The sequence below is a fragment of the Thomasclavelia sp. genome (assembly GCF_047249845.1).
Taxonomy (GTDB): Bacteria; Bacillota_I; Bacilli_A; order Erysipelotrichales; family Coprobacillaceae; genus Thomasclavelia.
In genome coordinates this window covers 1-16,453 of sequence record NZ_JBKTWO010000056.1, presented here as the reverse complement: position 1 = coordinate 16,453, position 16,453 = coordinate 1, and the positions used below count along the sequence as shown (strand labels likewise).

The window sequence follows — 16,453 nt, the reverse complement described above, 5'->3', positions numbered from 1 at the left end:
ATCATCATAAACAGTTTGAGCATTTTCTAATGCTGCTTTGAATTCATCAGCTACTACTGGTACAACATTATCTAACTGTTCTTGAGTTACTTCTTTAGCCATATCAATTGCGATTGATAACGCTGTTTTATTACCTTTATAGAACTCTAACATTTGCATTACATTAATTAGACGATTAGTTGCTGAATTTATTTCTTCTTGGGTTGCTTTTTCATCAGCATAGACAATTTCAGCATTTTCTAATGCTGCCTTGAATTCATCAACTACTGCTGGTACTACTTTATCTAATTGTTCTTTGGTTACAGCTTTTGCTGTATCAATGGCAATTAATAAATATGTCTTGTCAGTTTCATTAATTTCCTCTTTAACTAATTGATTTTCTATATAATCAGCTTTTACGATAATATCCAAAACTTCTCTAGCTGATATAACAGTATCTAACTTAGCTTTTAATGCTGTTAATTCAGCTGCAAAATTTGTCCATGAATCAACTGTATAATCTTTTTCGTTTAGATTATCTAATTTTGTTAATATATCTTTTGCTTTACTAATATCAACTAAAGATTTTTTTGCTTTTGATAAATTTGTATATGCATTATCTAACATATTTTGAGAAACAATTGTTGCGCTTAACAATATTTGAGCATCATTAATGCTTGCATTAAGATTATCAACAGTTGCTTTAGAATAATTATTCTTATCTAATGTATCGATTTCATTTACCAGATTTGTTAATTTTGTCTTATCACCAGCTTCAATTACTCCATCGCTATATTCATAAAGATTAATTTCCGCTACTGAACAACTTTGTTTAGCACCACCAGCATAAGCTTCATATGCAGTTAGTTTAACATATTTAGCATTGGTAGGAACAAACTCAACATATTGAATTTGATTTGTATCCTGCCACATACCTGATGCCACAGAAATAAATTCTTGACCATCTGTACTAACAGATATTTCATACTGTTTAATTCTACCACTACTGCTATTTTGACGTGGTGTGTAAGCAAATTTATATATTTGTTTTATTTCATCTAATTTTAATGTTACTGATTGAGGTAAATTGATATTTGAATTTCCCCATACTGAATGCCAATATGTATTTGGGTTATTATCAATAACGTTACTTGCTGCTCCATCTGTACCTTCTGCAGTGCTTGCACTATGTTGTGAAGTATAACTATCTAATGTTATACCGCTATTTATTTTTGTAAAATCATATATCGTTGTATCAAATGTTTCGACTTTACCATTTTTAATATTTTCAATAATACCATTAGTTTCAATAATCTCAACTGCTTTCATTACCCCATTGATTTGTGCTGGTAAATCAACCTCAAATACAATTGTATTACTTCCTGATCCAGATAAATAATCAGCATAAACAGTTTGATTGCCAACAACTAATTTTAATTGTGGATTTCCTGCTACTAATAATTCTTGATTAAATGTTAATGAAATATTAAGTTTATTACCATTAACACTTGTGCTATGACTAACAAACTTAGGATCTTTCATTTCCTCTGTTTTTGTGCCAGCACGAATGAAATCATCATTAAACTCAGTATACCTCATTTTAAATGTTCCATCTGTATCATCTTCATAGAATAAGCCAAAAAGAACATCATCTTCATTATTTTCTAATAAACTTAGACAAGAATATTGAAACTTACCAGTATTTATAATCTGACTATTTGTCCAATTAATATTACCAGTTGTTTGATCTACTTCACCAATATGAACCATTCCTTGAGTTCTTGGTGAACGATCTGGATTTGTCATTACTACATACTCTTGTCCATCTCGAGTATAATTAATAACTGAAAGCTGACAGTAAACTTCATTAATATTTGTTTGTTCAACTTTATCCCAAGTTAAACCACCATCACTACTTGTAGCCACATATACTTTATTTGCATATGTATTTCGCATAAATAATTTAACTTGCCCATTATTTAATTGAACTGCTTGAGATTCAGTAAACATCTGACTGCCATTATTCATTGTTTCACGATCATTTCCCATACATTCTTGTGGTGATTGACCTAAAGTCCATGTTTTTCCACCATCTTCACTAATGATCATTGCTGAAGATTGGCTTCCACCAACATTTCTACTTGCACTATAAACAGGGAATGCTAATTTACCATCCTTTAACTGAATTCCTACACCCGGACCTGTTCCTAAAAACATCATCCAATCCTGTTTTACTTGTGGTGTTATATCTACTGGATTAGACCATGTTTTACCATCATCATCTGAATATGTCAACCATAAGTACTGAGTATTTAATACATGTAGCTCCCCTTTATCAGGACCATTTTTCAACATATAAATGTTTCCTTTATAATCACCATTTAAATAAAGGCTGCCACGTTCATGATATGGAGCATCATTTTCTAATACAACCGTATAACCTGTTTTATTATTTTGATTATCATATACATATCCTAATCCATTTTCTGGACGAACTGTATACCCGTTACCAGCCCCATCGAATAATTGTAAATAATCTACTCCATTAATTTTTGTATATCCAGTTCCTGTAGTCAACTGGCTAGTATCCATTAATCCAGATGATTCTGGGAACATATCTACCAATAAATAAACTCGTCCAGTTTCTTTATCTTCCAACATACTACTATCAATTAAAAATGCTGATGATGATGGACTATTTTGATTTGAAATTAAATCAGCTACAATTATTGGATCCCCAAAACTATCTTGATTAGCTTCACGTCTTCTAAGAGAAATGTCAATATTTCCACTATCTTGTGCTCCAGTCTGACGTTTATCATTTGCTGCTAATAAAGTTCCTTTTGAAGTTTTTAATAATGATGGGATACGATAACCAGAATCATCATATCCTTGATAGAATAAGTTTTCTGTTTCAGTCTTTATTGCATTTGTCATATCAATTTCTTGACCTGGTTGCCAATTTGTTAAAGTATGTTCTTGACTAATTGCACTAGCATCTAATATCTCATTATATGCTTTAATATAATCAACTGCTCCAGATAAAGCTTCTAAATCATTTTCTGATGTGTCAATAAATCCTAAATTAACTGCATTTGCATCCTCTAAAATATTAAAGAATCCTTCTTGAACTGCAGTAGTATATTTATCAATATACACACCATCTAAATAAAACATAAATCCTTTACCACTACCATTATCTTTTGTTATCGTAATTGTATGCCATGCAGTATCTTTTACCGTTCGATTAGCTCTAGAGATAGAACTAGTAGGCATAACAAAATCTTTAGTTCCTTCAATATTTAATCCAAATACATCCTGACTAGGATCAACATATAAATCAATATATTTATTTGAAGTATCTTTATTTGAAACAGAGAACAATGACATTCGTCCTGACTCTGAATCATTAACCCGATATCTTATCGAAATACTTCCTTTAGTCATTGCAACTAATTTATCTAAATTATCATTATCCTGTACTCGCTGAACATTTGCATCTCGATAATAAATACTACTATGCTCATAAGCAACACTTTCAAGTGTTCCTAAATGGTATGAAATAATTTCACTTTCATCAATTGCACTATTATATAATTCCAAATCTTTTAAATTACCAGTCATTGGATAATTATTTTGACCACTAGATCTACTTCCAATTCCAAAGCCCATATAATTAGGATTAGCAATCACCCCATTAGTAAACCCTGTTGAGGCATTACCTTCTAAAACCTTTTTTCCATCTAAATAAATTCGGAAATAATTATTTCCAGACATTGTAAAAGTTACTTTATGTTCTGCTGTAAAATCAATCTCGCTAAGTGTCACATTTGAATTACTTAGCTTTTGTGCCCCAGATATATCTCTTAGTTCAACACCTAACTTTTTAGCACTTGGAATGGCATATAATGTAAAATAATTATTGGCAGTGGTGTTATCGCCAATAAAGAAAATAGAATTAACTCCACTATCACTGTTACTTCCAAGACTGAATGTTCCATTGATCGTAAAATCATTCAAATTAGCATAATTACTTACATCACTACTTGCATTAATTGCTCCTGTTCCATTATTAACTGCTGTAACCACATCTGTAGAATATTGATTAGTTGGTGCAATTCTACTCTCCTGAGCATAAACAGGCATTGTCATTAAGGGTGTCATTACTGTTGTCGTCCCTAGTAATGAGGCCATTAATACTGAACAAACTATTCCTTTTTTCATTTCCTTCCTCCTTTAGCTAACATCAAAATTTTGCTTTATTTATGCAATAATGCTAGCATTTATGGAATAAATTTTATCACTTAATTAAATTAATGTATTTAAGAATTTTATTGATTTATTTACGATTTTTTATCATTAGATTAAATATTATAGTATTCTTCAATTGTATAGATAATATCATTAAATATTTCACTATCCAACAATTCTTTAGCCTTTTCAATTGATGCAAATAAATAATCTGTATGTTCATTAGAAAGATGAACACAATCATTTTTAGGAATACATAAATAACCAATCCCAACTGTTTGATAATCATCCCGAATCTTAGTAAAAGTGTAAGCTGGCTTCAAAATTATAATGTCTAATCCCGTTTCTTCTTTTAATTCACGAATCAAAGCTTGATTAGGTGTCTCACCATATTCTAATCCACCTCCTGGTAATTCCCAGTATCCCAAACCATCACTTGAAGGACGAATCCTTTTCATTAATAATATTTGATTATTTAATACGACAATACCTTTAACAGTAATATGAAATCTTACATTTTCCATGTTTTACCTCCATTTAATATCTATATCATAACACTATTATTAATAAAATTGTTTAATTTTTATGCCTAATAGTGTTATAATTATGGCGAGGTGATATTATAATGATAGATTTCAAATCAGAAGTTTTGAAAATAAAAGACCAAATGATTGAAGATATAAAAAAATTGTGTGCAATTCCTTCAACACAAGATGATAATACTATAGCAGAATTCGCACCTTTTGGTAAAGCGAATCGTCAGGCATTAGATGCTATGCTGGAAATAGGAAACCGTGATGGTTTTGATGTTGAAGATGTTGACGGATATGCTGGTCATATTGATATCGGTAAAGGCGATGAAACATTCGGGATTCTAGGACATTTAGATGTAGTTCCCGTAAATGAAATAGGATGGGATAGTGATCCTTTCAATGTTGTTATCAAAGATGATAAATTATATGGTCGTGGAGTAGCCGATGATAAGGGACCACTTTTAGCTGGTTATTATGCAGCTAAAATTATTAACTCTTTAAATATTCCTACTAAAATGAAAATTAGAGTCATTTTTGGATGTAACGAAGAATTAGGAAGTAATTGCGTGAAATACTATTTTACAAAAAAACCTTATCCTAAAATGGGATTTACCCCTGATGCTGCTTTTCCCGTTGTATATGGTGAAAAAGCAGGATGTAGTTTCAATATTGAGGGACATGTTGAAAAAGGTGGATTGATTTATTTATGTGCTGGAAATCGCCCAAATATAGTTCCAGAAACATGTGAAGCTGTTATTACTGGAAATTATAAACAATATGTTGAATCATATAGAAGGTTTTTAAGTGCTAATAATTTAGCTGGTGAAATTGAGGAAGAAGGAAATCATACAAAACTTATTTTAAAAGGAAAATCTGCTCATGCCAGTACTCCGGATGAAGGTATTAATGCAGTAATATTTCTTTGTAAATATCTAGCAACTGTTGTGGATAATAAATTAGTTGATTTTATTTTAGAATATCTTGATGATTGTAATGGTAAAAAATTAGGTATTGATCATATTGGTTTAATGGGCCCTTTAACTTTAAATCTTGGTGTTATTTCATATTGTAAAGAAGAGTTTAAAATAACACTTGATTTACGTTGTCCTCACGATATGGATTTTGATGGGATGATTGAAAAGTTTAAAACAGCTTGTGCAAATTACGGCTTTAGAGAAAGTCATAATATTGGTAAAGCATTATATATTGATCCTAATTCTGAACTAATCAATAATTTACACGCTGCTTATGTAAGCGTAACTGGAGATACTATTAATAAACCCCAAGCTATCGGGGGTGGTACTTACGCTAAATCAATGCCTAATTGTGTTGCCTTTGGAGCTGAATTTTTAGGTGAAGATAATCTAATTCATGGTAATAACGAGAATATCAAAATTGATTCTTTATTAAAAGCTACTGAAATATATTGCCATGCACTTTACAATTCTATCAAAGTCTAGAACTTTATGTTCTAGACTTTTTATTAATAATCTGATAAACTATTTGTACTTGCAGACATGGCGAAACTGGTATACGCGCTATCTTGAGGGGGTAGTGGGCAAATGCTCGTGCGAGTTCAAATCTCGCTGTCTGCACCAAAATAACGTTTTTAAGATAGTTAACACTATCTTTTTATTATCACTTGCTTTTAATCATAGCTATACAGGCTAAATAATTTATGCTATAATTATTTAGCAACAATATAGCCGGTGTAGTTCAATGGCAGAACGCATGAATGGTAATCATGAAATTCAAGTTCGATTCTTGGCTCCGGCACCAGTAAGAAAAAAACGGCGATTTGCCGTTTTATTTTTGTTCTTTTTTTATTCTTTCTAATTCATTTAAATCAAAAGGTGTTAATTGATAAACGTAATAATTCAACCAATTACTAAATAATAGATATGCGTGTGATCGCCACTTTACTAGAATCTCACTATGCATATCATCATTTTTATAATAGTTTTTAGGCATTGTAGCAAAATTAGATATTGCTAAATCTCGCCGATATTCTTTATCTAGAGTATCGGGATCATATTCTGGATGACCCGTTACAAAAAAACGTGATCCATCCTTTTCAGCAATCAAATATACCCCAGCTTCATCACTGCTAGCAAGGATTTCTAGGTTGTTTATAGTTGCAATATCCTCTGCCATAACTGTCGTATAACGTGAATGAGGAGCATAAAATTGATAATCAAAACCTCGTAATATTTTTCGTTTCATCTTATTGACATTGGTATGATGAAAATATACACCTGTTAACTTTTCTTTTAATTCATGTTTTTCAATGCCATAAAAATAATGAAGTGCTGCTTGTGAAGCCCAACAAATAAAGAAAGAACTAAATACATGCGTTTTTGACCATTCTAAAATTTTTTCCATTTCTGCCCAATAATCAACATCTTCAAATTTTAGCTTTTCTACTGGCGCACCAGTTATGATAAAACCATCATATTTATTTTCTTTGATTTCTTCAAATGTTTTATAGAAAGCTAAAAGATGCTCTTGAGATGTATTTTTAGATTCATGACTTGCCATATGAATCCAATCGACTTCTATTTGTAAAGGCGTGTTTGAAAGCATTCTTAACAACTGTGTTTCAGTAACGATTTTAGTAGGCATAATATTTAAAATCAATAATTGTAATGGCCTGATTTGTTGTGCTAATGCTCTATTTTCATCCATCACAAAAATATTTTCATCTCTTAAAATCTTACTTGCTGGTAAATCATTTGGTATTTTAATAGGCATATTTTGCACCTCCGATATTGTCTAGTTTAACATATCTTAGATTAGATTTTAAGTCTAAATATTAAAATGAAATTAATTCATTAAAAATTTGTATAATATATTCATCTGACATTCCTGATAGATAATCAATTATGCTTTTTACAATTGCTTTATCATCTTCGATAAAATCATAAATAATCTTATTTTCATAAATTTCTAATCGTTTTAATCCTTTCATTCTACTATATTTTTCTAACCAATGAACAAAACCATTAATAGCATGAGGGAAATCATCTCGATTTTCAAGTAACTCATCAATTAAGCTGCCATTACTATCTTTTGCAATAAGATCATACTTAATAAAAAAATCAAAAATAGAATTTAAAATCAAATTAACATAATTTATGTGAATTTGTACCCGGTCAATCATATATATATTTTGATAATTAAATTTCATAATTGTTTTCATAATTTCAAAAGCTTCTTGAGATAAAGAAATTCCATTTACAAGATTACTATTTTTACAAACATCCTGAATAAAATAATTTACTATCGTTCCATTATTAATTGCATTAAACTTATAATTACCCGCAATACTATTTAATGATGCCCTTAATACCTCTACCTTATTTTCCTTAAGTACTTTCAATCTTAATGCATCTTCAATATCTCGTGCTAAATAAGCAATCTTATCAGCCATTTTAACAACACAGCCTTCCCATGTATATGGGTTGTATAAACCTGCACTTGTATAATCATTTAAATCAATATACTCATTTCTTTTAATAATACTTTTTTGATTCATCTCACCACAATGTGATATTATCCCATCACGAACTGCATAAGTTAAATTAAGATTTTGACGATGATGTAAATTATCCTCTAATGTCTCAATATCATCAATAAAATGTAAACTATTACGTTCATGCCAAAATGATTCTAAACCATGTTTTTTAGCTAATTCATTTATAATTCGTTCGCCTCCATGGCCAAAAGGTGCATGACCCAAATCATGACCAACAGCAATCGCTTTAGTCAATTCTGTATTTAAACCTAGATAATTAGCAATTGTATAACTTATTGATTCAACTAGATTCACATGTTCACTACGAGTGCAGACATGATCGTCCTTTACCGCAAAAAATACTTGTGTCTTATGTTTTAATCGACGATACGCCTGGCTAAAGATAATTCTTGTATAATCACGCCCAAATTCGCTTCTTAAATCACTACTTCTTTGGTATAACGGTTTTAATCTTGTTTTTGCATTCCTAAATTCTGGATGTAATTCGTCCATCCTAACATCTTTAAATAAATTTTTTGTCATATAAATCCCCCTTTATGTAATTATATGACATTTTTTATATTTAAACAAATTGTAAACTTGATTTTAAAACCTAAAAAAAGGATTTAAAAAAGGAAAGATAAATATCTTTCCCTATATAACTTATTTTGTTAATAGACTTGCTGCTGCTTTATCAACAATCACTACTACATCATTATGATCTTGAAGTGCACTTGCCGGTACATCAGTAGTCTTTTGACCTTCAACTAATACTTTGATAGGTTCCGCTTTGTTTTCACCACAAGCTACTAACAATACTTTTTTAGCTTGCAAAATATTTGAAATTCCCATCGTAATTGCATGAGTTGGTACTTCATCAATTTTCCCATCAAAAAATAAACGGGCATTATCTTGACGTGTACTTTCTTTTAATTCTATCATATGAGTTACTGAATCAAAAGAAGTACCTGGTTCATTGAAACCAATGTGTCCATTTGACCCAATTCCTAGTAACTGAATATCAACTGGATTTTCAGCTAATAATTTATTATAATCATCACAACTTTCTTGAATATCACCGGCTCCATTAGGCACATGAACATTTTCAGGCTTAATATCAATTCCAGAGAATAAATGTTTATTCATAAAGTAATGATAACTTTGTGGATGACTTGCTTCTAATCCAAAATATTCATCTAGATTAAATGACTTAATATCTTTATAAGAAGTCCCGTTCTCCTTATGATCTTCAATCATCAATTCATACATTCTAATTGGGGTAGATCCTGTAGCTAATCCTAAATTAGCAGTTGGATTATTTTTTACTACCTCTAACATAACTTTTGCAGCTTCAACGCTTGCTTCTTCATAATTTTCAACTATAATTAATTTCATTTTATGTCCCTCCGCATATATGATACTATTTTTATCTAGAAACTTCAAGTTAAAGCTTGAATTTACTTAGCTTTTTCACCCTCAAAAAAACTATATATACTATATCATTTATCTAAATGTCTATAACCATTTTTAAGTTGCGAAAAAAGATTAACCAATCGACGATATTTCTTTATTTTTCACATAAAATAAGGTAGAATAAGGGATGTATGGAGGTGTTTTTATAATGATAAAAGGTATTGGGGCATCTAGTGGAATTGCAATTGCTAAAGCATATAAACTAGTTATGCCCGATTTAACTGTAACTAAGGTTACTATTGCAGATACAGATGCTGAAATTAAAAAGTTTGATGAAGCAATGTCGCAAACTGCGAAAGAATTAGAATCAATTAAAGAAGCAGCTGCTAAAAACTTATCTGCTGAGGAAGCTGCTGTATTTGATGCACATGCATTAGTATTACAAGACCCTGAATTAAAAACTCAAGTAGAAGACAAAATTAAAAATGAAAAAATTAATGCTGATGCAGCATTAGACGAAGTTGCAAATATGTTTATTGCAATGTTTGAAAGTATGGATGATGATTATTTTAGAGAAAGAGCTGCTGATATTAAAGACGTGTCTCGTCGCTTATTAGCAAACTTACTTGGTAAATCATTACCTAATCCTGCTTTAATTGATGAAGAAGTTGTTATTATTGCTGATGATCTTACTCCTTCTGATACAGCACAATTAAATAAAAATTTAGTTAGAGGATTTGCAACTAATATTGGTGGTAGAACTTCTCACTCAGCTATTATGGCTCGTTCTTTAGAAATTCCTGCAGTTGTTTCTTGTAAAACTATTACTGAAACTACTAATGATAACGATATGATTGTTTTAGATGGTGAAGCTGGTATTGTAATTGTTAATCCTACTGATGAAGAAATTAATGAATACCAGGCTAAACGTGAAGCATTCATTGCTTATAAAGAAGAATTAAAGAAAATGAAAAACGAAAAGTCTGTTACTTTAGATGATCATCATGTTGAATTAGTTGCAAATATTGGTTCACCAAAAGATATTCAAGGTGTAATTGATAATGGTGGTGAAGGTGTTGGTTTATTTAGAACTGAATTCCTATATATGGAATCTGCTCAATTACCTACTGAAGAAGAACAATTTAATGTTTATAAAGAAGTACTTGAAGGACTTGAAGGTAAACCAGCAGTTGTTCGTACTTTAGATATTGGTGGAGACAAAGAGATTGAAGCAATTGACTTACCAAAGGAAATGAATCCATTCTTAGGTGTAAGAGCAATACGTTTATGTTTCCAAAGAGAAGATATCTTTAGAGTTCAATTAAGAGCATTACTTAGAGCTTCAGTTTATGGTGATTTAAGAATCATGTTCCCAATGATTGCCACTTTAGATGAATTTAGAAAAGCAAAAGGCATCTTGATGGAAGAAAAAGAAAAATTAGTAAATGAGGGAATTGCAGTTTCTGATACATTACAAGTTGGTATCATGATTGAAATCCCTGCTGCTGCAGTATTAGCAGATCAATTTGCTAAAGAAGTAGACTTCTTCTCAATTGGTACAAATGATTTAGTTCAATATACATTTGCTGCTGATAGAATGTCTTCTGGAGTTTCTTACTTATATCAACCTTTTCATCCATCTATCTTACGTTTAGTTAAACATGTAATTGATTCAGCACATGCTGAAGGTAAGTGGACTGGAATGTGTGGAGAAATGGCTGGAGAAGCAATTGCTGCACCATTACTAATTGGTTTAGGATTGGATGAATTCTCAATGTCTGCAACATCAATTCTTTCTCAAAGAAAATTAATAAGATCAATGAAAAAATCAGACATGAATGAATTAGCTGCTAAAGCAATTAATTGTTCAACTATGGAAGAAGTAGTTGCTCTAGTAAAAGAATACGTAGAAGTATAATAAGGAAGGCACAAACTGCCTTCTTTTCATTAAAAAACATAACAGAAAATTCTGTTATGTTTTTTTATCCTAGATAAGCTTCTCTAACCTTAGGATCATTTGCAACATCACTTGCATTACCAGAAACAATAACATTACCTGTTTCCAAAACATATGCTCTATCTGCAATTGATAATGCTTTATTAGCATTTTGTTCTACTAAAAAGATTGTTACCCCATCATCATTAATCTCTTTAATAATTTCAAAAATCTCATTAACTAAGATAGGTGATAATCCCATTGATGGTTCATCTAGTAACAATAGTTTTGGACGAGACATTAAAGCTCTCCCCATTGCTAACATTTGTTGTTCGCCTCCTGAAAGAGTACCAGCTAATTGATTTTTACGTTCACCTAAGCGTGGAAATTTTTTATAAATATTCTCCAAATCTCTTTGAATCCCAATTTTATCAGTACGTAAATATGCACCCATTTCAAGATTGTCCGCCACAGATAATTGTGCAAAAATCCGACGACCTTCAGGTACTTGAGCTAATCCATCAGCAATAATCTTATGAGCAGGAATTTTGGTAATATTTTTATTTAAAAATGTTATATTACCTGAAGTTGATTTCAACAAACCACTTAATGCATGCATAATCGAAGTTTTTCCAGCTCCATTTGCACCTATCAAAGCAACTATTTCTCCTTCATTGACTTCAAAAGATACATTTTTTACCGCATTAATAACTCCATAATGAACATTTAAATTTTCTACTTTTAACATTTTATTCCTCCTACTCATCGTTACCTAAATAAGCTGCTATGACATCAGGATTTAATCTTATTTGCTCAGGTGTACCAAAAGCAATAACAGTACCAAAATTTAATACCGCAATTTTATCACATATTCCCATAACTAATTTCATATCATGTTCAATTAGTAATATTGCAACATGAAATCTCTCCCGAACAATTTTTATTGTTTCCATAAGTTCAGCTGTTTCAGTAGGGTTCATTCCTGCCGCCGGTTCATCTAATAATAATAGTTTAGGTGAAGTGGCTAAAGCTCTAGCTATTTCTAACTTTCTTTGCTTACCATAAGGAAGATTGCATGCCTTTACTTCTGCAAACTCTTCTAAATTAAATACTTTTAAAAGTTCCATAGCCATATTATTCATTGCATCTTCTCCTCTAAAATAATTAGGTAAATGCAAAATACTTGTCAATAATGAATAATTTTGAGAATGATGTAACCCTACCTTAACATTATCTATTACAGTCATCTTTTTAAAAAGACGAATATTTTGAAAGGTACGTGCTATTCCTAATTGAGTTATTTTAGTAGGTGATAACTTATTAAGTGACTTTCCAGCAAATATTATTCCACCACTAGTAGGTTGGTAAACACCTGTAAGTAAATTGAATACAGTTGTTTTACCTGCTCCATTAGGACCAATTAAACCAAATAATTGATTTTCGTCAATTTCAAAATTAAATTCATCTACTGCTTTCAGTCCGCCAAATTTAACCCCTAATCCTTTAGCCTCTAATAATGCCACTTATGCCACCTCCTTATCCTTTAAAAATGGAATATACTTTTTAATTGTTTTAAAAATATTCTTTTCCTTTAAAATCATTGCTGCTATTAAAACCACTGCATATAATAACATTCTATACTGCGAAAATGCTCTAAGATATTCAGGTAAAATAGTCATTACTATAGCTGCAATAATTGAACCTTTCCAGTTTCCCATTCCACCTAGTACTACAATTACTAAAATTTCAACTGACTTATTATAATCAAATACTTTAGGTGAAATTACTGAAATATAATGAGCATATAAACCTCCTGCTAAACCAGCAAAGAATGCTGAAATTGCAAATGCTAATATTTTATAGTATGTGGTAGGTATCCCAGCCAATTCACTTGCTGTTTCATCTTCACGAATTGAAACGATTGCGCGGCCATGACGTGATTTAACAATTGAATAAATGACAAAAACGGTAATTGCAGCAGATAAAAATACAATTGTGAAATCTGTATTACGAGGTATTCCAACTAACCCTTTAGAACCATTTGTAATACTTAAATTAACCATTATTACTCTAATAATTTCATTAAAAGCAAGGGTTATAATACATAGGTAATCACCTTTTAAACGCAAAGTAGGAATTCCAATAATAATTCCTATAATGGCTGCTACTATTGATCCAATTAAAAGCGAACCAATAAAAGGCATTTCTAAATGAATACTACATAAAGCTGAAACATATGCCCCAACAGACATAAATCCGGCATGACCAAGTGTCAATTGTCCTAAATAACCAGTCGCCAAATTTAAAGAAGTCGCTAATATAATATTAATTCCTGCAATCATTATAATTCCTAACCAATAATTAGAGATAATACCTGCAGATATTAATGATGTCATCCCAAAATATAATAAAATAGTAACTACAAATGATATTCCTACATTCTTTAATTGTTTATTCATATCATTCACCTATACTTTCTCTCTTACATTACTTCCAAATAAACCAGCTGGTTTAACAAGTAATATGAATATCAAAATTCCAAATACTACCGCATCAGAAAAGGCTGATGAAATATAGGTAATAGTAAATGATTCTGCAATCCCAATAACTATTCCCCCTACCATAGCCCCTTGGATGCTACCGATTCCACCAAGTACGGCTGCAATAAATGCTTTTATTCCCAACATTGCACCTATATAAGGATTAATTAATGAAAATTTTGTGCCATAAATAACTCCTGCAATAGCAGCAAGTGCAGACCCAATAGCAAAAGTCAAAGCGATTGTTGTATCAACATTAATTCCCATTAACTGAGCGGCTTTACCATCTTCGCTAACTGCCCGCATAGCTTTTCCTAATTTAGTTTTATTTACAAAAAACAATAATGCTGTAGTTGAAATTGCTGTAATAATTAATGTTGCAATTGTCACATAAGACATAGAAATTGAGCCTATATTAATTGTTCCTGAAGGAATTATCTTTGGAAAAGTTAATGATGCCGAACCAAATATAATTAAAAACACATTTTGTAATAAATAACTTACCCCAATAGCAGTAATCAATACAGTTAATGATCCAGCACCACGTAAAGGTCTATAAGCCACCCTCTCTGTTACTACTCCTAATAAGGCACATCCTATAATTGATAATCCAACTGCAATAAACATTGGCAATCCTAATATAGACATACTAGCATATGTTATATAAGCACCTACCATGATGATTTCACCATGTGCAAAGTTTATCATTTTAGCTATCCCATAAACCATGGTATAGCCAACTGCTACTAAGGCATACATACTACCAGTACTAAGACCATTAATTATTTGTTCTAAAAAATCCATCCTTATCACCTCTTTATTTTAAAAAAGCAAAAGGAGATCATTCTCCAATTGCTTTTAATCATTAAAATTAATTAGAATTTGTTACATATTGACCATTTTCAAATCCAACAATAACCATCTCTTTAACTGGATTATGTTTTTTATCATACTTAAATGCACCAGCTACACCCTTTTTATAATCAGTTTTTGCTAACTCTTCATTAACTTTTGAAGCTTCAGTAGTGCCAGCTCTCTCCATTGCATCCATCATTACAAAAACAGAGTCATAAGCAAAAGCAGCAAACATATTTGGTTCAGATTTATATTTTTCAGTATATGCTTTAACAAATTTCTTAACATTTTCATCAGAAGAATTCTTATTAAAACCGCTTGTATAATAACTTCCATTAAATATGCTGCCATCTACACCTTTAACACCTAAGACACCGTCCCAACCATCAGCACCAAGTAATGGATTAGTAATACCTGCATCACGGAATTGTTGAGCAATAGTTACAACTTGTTCATAATAATCTGGTAAAAATACAGTATCAAATTCTTCACCTTTTAATTTAGAAATGTAAGTCGAATAATCTTTTGTATCCTTAGTATAAGTTTCATCAAATACTACTTCAACACCTTGATTTTTAGCTTCTTCAACAAATGCATCTCTTAAACCAGTTGAATAATCTGAGTCCTTATTAGACAAAATAGCTACCTTTTTATAATTAAATTCAGTTCCACATTTTTTAGCTAAAAAAGTTCCAGCATAAGAATCATTAGTACAAATTCTAAAAACATTCTCATAAGTTTCACCTTTATCATTAATAGTAATCTGATCAGCTGAACCAGATGGAGTTAAAATTGGTGTTCCATCAGCCTCGGCAGTAGCAACTACAGCTAATGCAGAACCAGATGTAACAGAACCTAAAATAGCATTTACTCCTTCTTCAGTTACTAATTTGTTATAAGCATTTACCCCTTCAGTAGCATCCGCTTTATCATCCAAATAAACAGCAGATACATTTGTATCATTAGCTTTATTATACTCGTCAATCGCTAATTCAATGGCATTTTTTACAGCAGTACCATATTGAGATGCATCTCCAGATAATGGACCAATAAAACCTAATTTTGCTTCACTTACCTTAGTAGATGAGCTATCTCCCGCTCCGCCACACGCTACTAATATACTTGCTACTGATAAAGTAGCAACTACTTTTTTGATTTTTGAAAAATTACTCTTCATAAGTACGTCCCCTCTAATATTGATATAAGAATATAATAACTATTAAATCACTACATGTCAATTAAAATGTTATTTTTTGTTAAAAAAACAAAAAATAACTATTAAATAAGTATATTACTAAATTAAAAAAATATTTTTTTACCGTTGTATTCATGTATATATATTATTAAATTTATATACATAAAAATTTTTAATATACCTCATTAAACAAAAAAAGGATACAGAAAGTATCCAGGGGAATAAAAAAAAGAACCG

Annotated in this window: 12 protein-coding genes and 2 tRNA genes; 4 read left to right on the top strand and 10 right to left on the bottom strand. The window is 30.8% G+C overall.

Annotation, left to right across the window (positions count from 1 at the left end; all coding sequences use genetic code 11):
* Both ACLR9T_RS12015 and ACLR9T_RS12010 read right to left on the bottom strand, forming a co-directional pair.
* Positions 1 to 4,203, bottom strand: a 4,203-nt coding sequence (locus tag ACLR9T_RS12015; protein WP_413109759.1) for an exo-alpha-sialidase, incomplete at its 3' end; no start/stop codon positions are given.
* Between the two features lie 140 nt (positions 4,204 to 4,343).
* Positions 4,344 to 4,754 carry an NUDIX hydrolase gene (locus ACLR9T_RS12010; protein ID WP_413109758.1) on the bottom strand — a complete coding sequence of 137 codons (411 nt, stop codon included), beginning with the start codon at positions 4,752 to 4,754 and terminating at the stop codon, positions 4,344 to 4,346.
* A 101-nt stretch (positions 4,755 to 4,855) separates the two neighbouring features.
* Here ACLR9T_RS12010 and pepV point away from each other — a divergent pair, with 101 nt between their 5' ends.
* The 3 genes from pepV (at position 4,856) to ACLR9T_RS11995 (ending at position 6,542) form a co-directional block, all read left to right on the top strand.
* Positions 4,856 to 6,223 (top strand): dipeptidase PepV, encoded by a 1,368-nt coding sequence (gene pepV / locus ACLR9T_RS12005; RefSeq protein WP_413109757.1) that lies wholly within the window; start codon positions 4,856 to 4,858, stop codon positions 6,221 to 6,223.
* A 51-nt stretch (positions 6,224 to 6,274) separates the two neighbouring features.
* Positions 6,275 to 6,361, top strand: a tRNA-Leu gene (locus tag ACLR9T_RS12000).
* Between the two features lie 107 nt (positions 6,362 to 6,468).
* Positions 6,469 to 6,542 (top strand) — tRNA-Thr (locus ACLR9T_RS11995).
* Between the two features lie 27 nt (positions 6,543 to 6,569).
* Here ACLR9T_RS11995 and metA read toward each other — a convergent pair.
* From metA to nagB, 3 genes are all read right to left on the bottom strand, one after another.
* Positions 6,570 to 7,514: a homoserine O-acetyltransferase MetA gene (gene metA, locus ACLR9T_RS11990; protein ID WP_413109756.1), complete on the bottom strand. Its 945-nt coding sequence runs from the start codon at positions 7,512 to 7,514 to the stop codon at positions 6,570 to 6,572.
* A 61-nt stretch (positions 7,515 to 7,575) separates the two neighbouring features.
* Positions 7,576 to 8,820, bottom strand: coding sequence for a deoxyguanosinetriphosphate triphosphohydrolase family protein (locus tag ACLR9T_RS11985; RefSeq protein WP_413109755.1), 1,245 nt, complete (start codon positions 8,818 to 8,820; stop codon positions 7,576 to 7,578).
* 120 nt (positions 8,821 to 8,940) lie between these two features.
* On the bottom strand, positions 8,941 to 9,672 hold the full coding sequence (gene nagB, locus ACLR9T_RS11980; protein ID WP_413109754.1) for a glucosamine-6-phosphate deaminase: 732 nt from the start codon (positions 9,670 to 9,672) through the stop codon (positions 8,941 to 8,943).
* A gap of 226 nt (positions 9,673 to 9,898) precedes the next feature.
* Between nagB and ptsP the strand changes: the two genes are divergently transcribed.
* Positions 9,899 to 11,608 (top strand): phosphoenolpyruvate--protein phosphotransferase, encoded by a 1,710-nt coding sequence (gene ptsP / locus ACLR9T_RS11975; RefSeq protein ID WP_413109753.1) that lies wholly within the window; start codon positions 9,899 to 9,901, stop codon positions 11,606 to 11,608.
* Between the two features lie 64 nt (positions 11,609 to 11,672).
* Here the strand turns inward: ptsP and ACLR9T_RS11970 are convergent, their stop codons facing one another.
* The 5 genes from ACLR9T_RS11970 to ACLR9T_RS11950 all read right to left on the bottom strand — a co-directional run bounded on the left by ACLR9T_RS11970 (position 11,673) and on the right by ACLR9T_RS11950 (position 16,198).
* Entirely contained in the window at positions 11,673 to 12,374 is a 702-nt protein-coding gene (locus tag ACLR9T_RS11970; RefSeq protein WP_413109752.1) for an ABC transporter ATP-binding protein, read from the bottom strand.
* Between the two features lie 10 nt (positions 12,375 to 12,384).
* Complete coding sequence (locus tag ACLR9T_RS11965) at positions 12,385 to 13,149, bottom strand: ABC transporter ATP-binding protein (protein WP_413109751.1); 765 nt, start codon at positions 13,147 to 13,149, stop codon at positions 12,385 to 12,387.
* Complete coding sequence (locus ACLR9T_RS11960) at positions 13,150 to 14,085, bottom strand: branched-chain amino acid ABC transporter permease (protein ID WP_413109750.1); 936 nt, start codon at positions 14,083 to 14,085, stop codon at positions 13,150 to 13,152. It abuts the gene before it with no gap.
* Positions 14,086 to 14,094: 9 nt separating this feature from the next.
* Positions 14,095 to 14,970 (bottom strand): branched-chain amino acid ABC transporter permease, encoded by an 876-nt coding sequence (locus ACLR9T_RS11955; protein ID WP_413109749.1) that lies wholly within the window; start codon positions 14,968 to 14,970, stop codon positions 14,095 to 14,097.
* Between the two features lie 67 nt (positions 14,971 to 15,037).
* On the bottom strand, positions 15,038 to 16,198 hold the full coding sequence (locus tag ACLR9T_RS11950; RefSeq protein WP_413109748.1) for an ABC transporter substrate-binding protein: 1,161 nt from the start codon (positions 16,196 to 16,198) through the stop codon (positions 15,038 to 15,040).
* Positions 16,199 to 16,453 lie beyond the last annotated feature (255 nt).

Coding starts and splice junctions, on each gene's coding strand:
- ACLR9T_RS12010 (WP_413109758.1), bottom strand. CDS start 4,754: ATGGAAAATGTAAGATTTCATATTACTGTTAAAGGTATTGTCGTATTA.
- pepV (WP_413109757.1), top strand. CDS start 4,856: ATGATAGATTTCAAATCAGAAGTTTTGAAAATAAAAGACCAAATGATT.
- metA (WP_413109756.1), bottom strand. CDS start 7,514: ATGCCTATTAAAATACCAAATGATTTACCAGCAAGTAAGATTTTAAGA.
- ACLR9T_RS11985 (WP_413109755.1), bottom strand. CDS start 8,820: ATGACAAAAAATTTATTTAAAGATGTTAGGATGGACGAATTACATCCA.
- nagB (WP_413109754.1), bottom strand. CDS start 9,672: ATGAAATTAATTATAGTTGAAAATTATGAAGAAGCAAGCGTTGAAGCT.
- ptsP (WP_413109753.1), top strand. CDS start 9,899: ATGATAAAAGGTATTGGGGCATCTAGTGGAATTGCAATTGCTAAAGCA.
- ACLR9T_RS11970 (WP_413109752.1), bottom strand. CDS start 12,374: ATGTTAAAAGTAGAAAATTTAAATGTTCATTATGGAGTTATTAATGCG.
- ACLR9T_RS11960 (WP_413109750.1), bottom strand. CDS start 14,085: ATGAATAAACAATTAAAGAATGTAGGAATATCATTTGTAGTTACTATT.
- ACLR9T_RS11955 (WP_413109749.1), bottom strand. CDS start 14,970: ATGGATTTTTTAGAACAAATAATTAATGGTCTTAGTACTGGTAGTATG.
- ACLR9T_RS11950 (WP_413109748.1), bottom strand. CDS start 16,198: ATGAAGAGTAATTTTTCAAAAATCAAAAAAGTAGTTGCTACTTTATCA.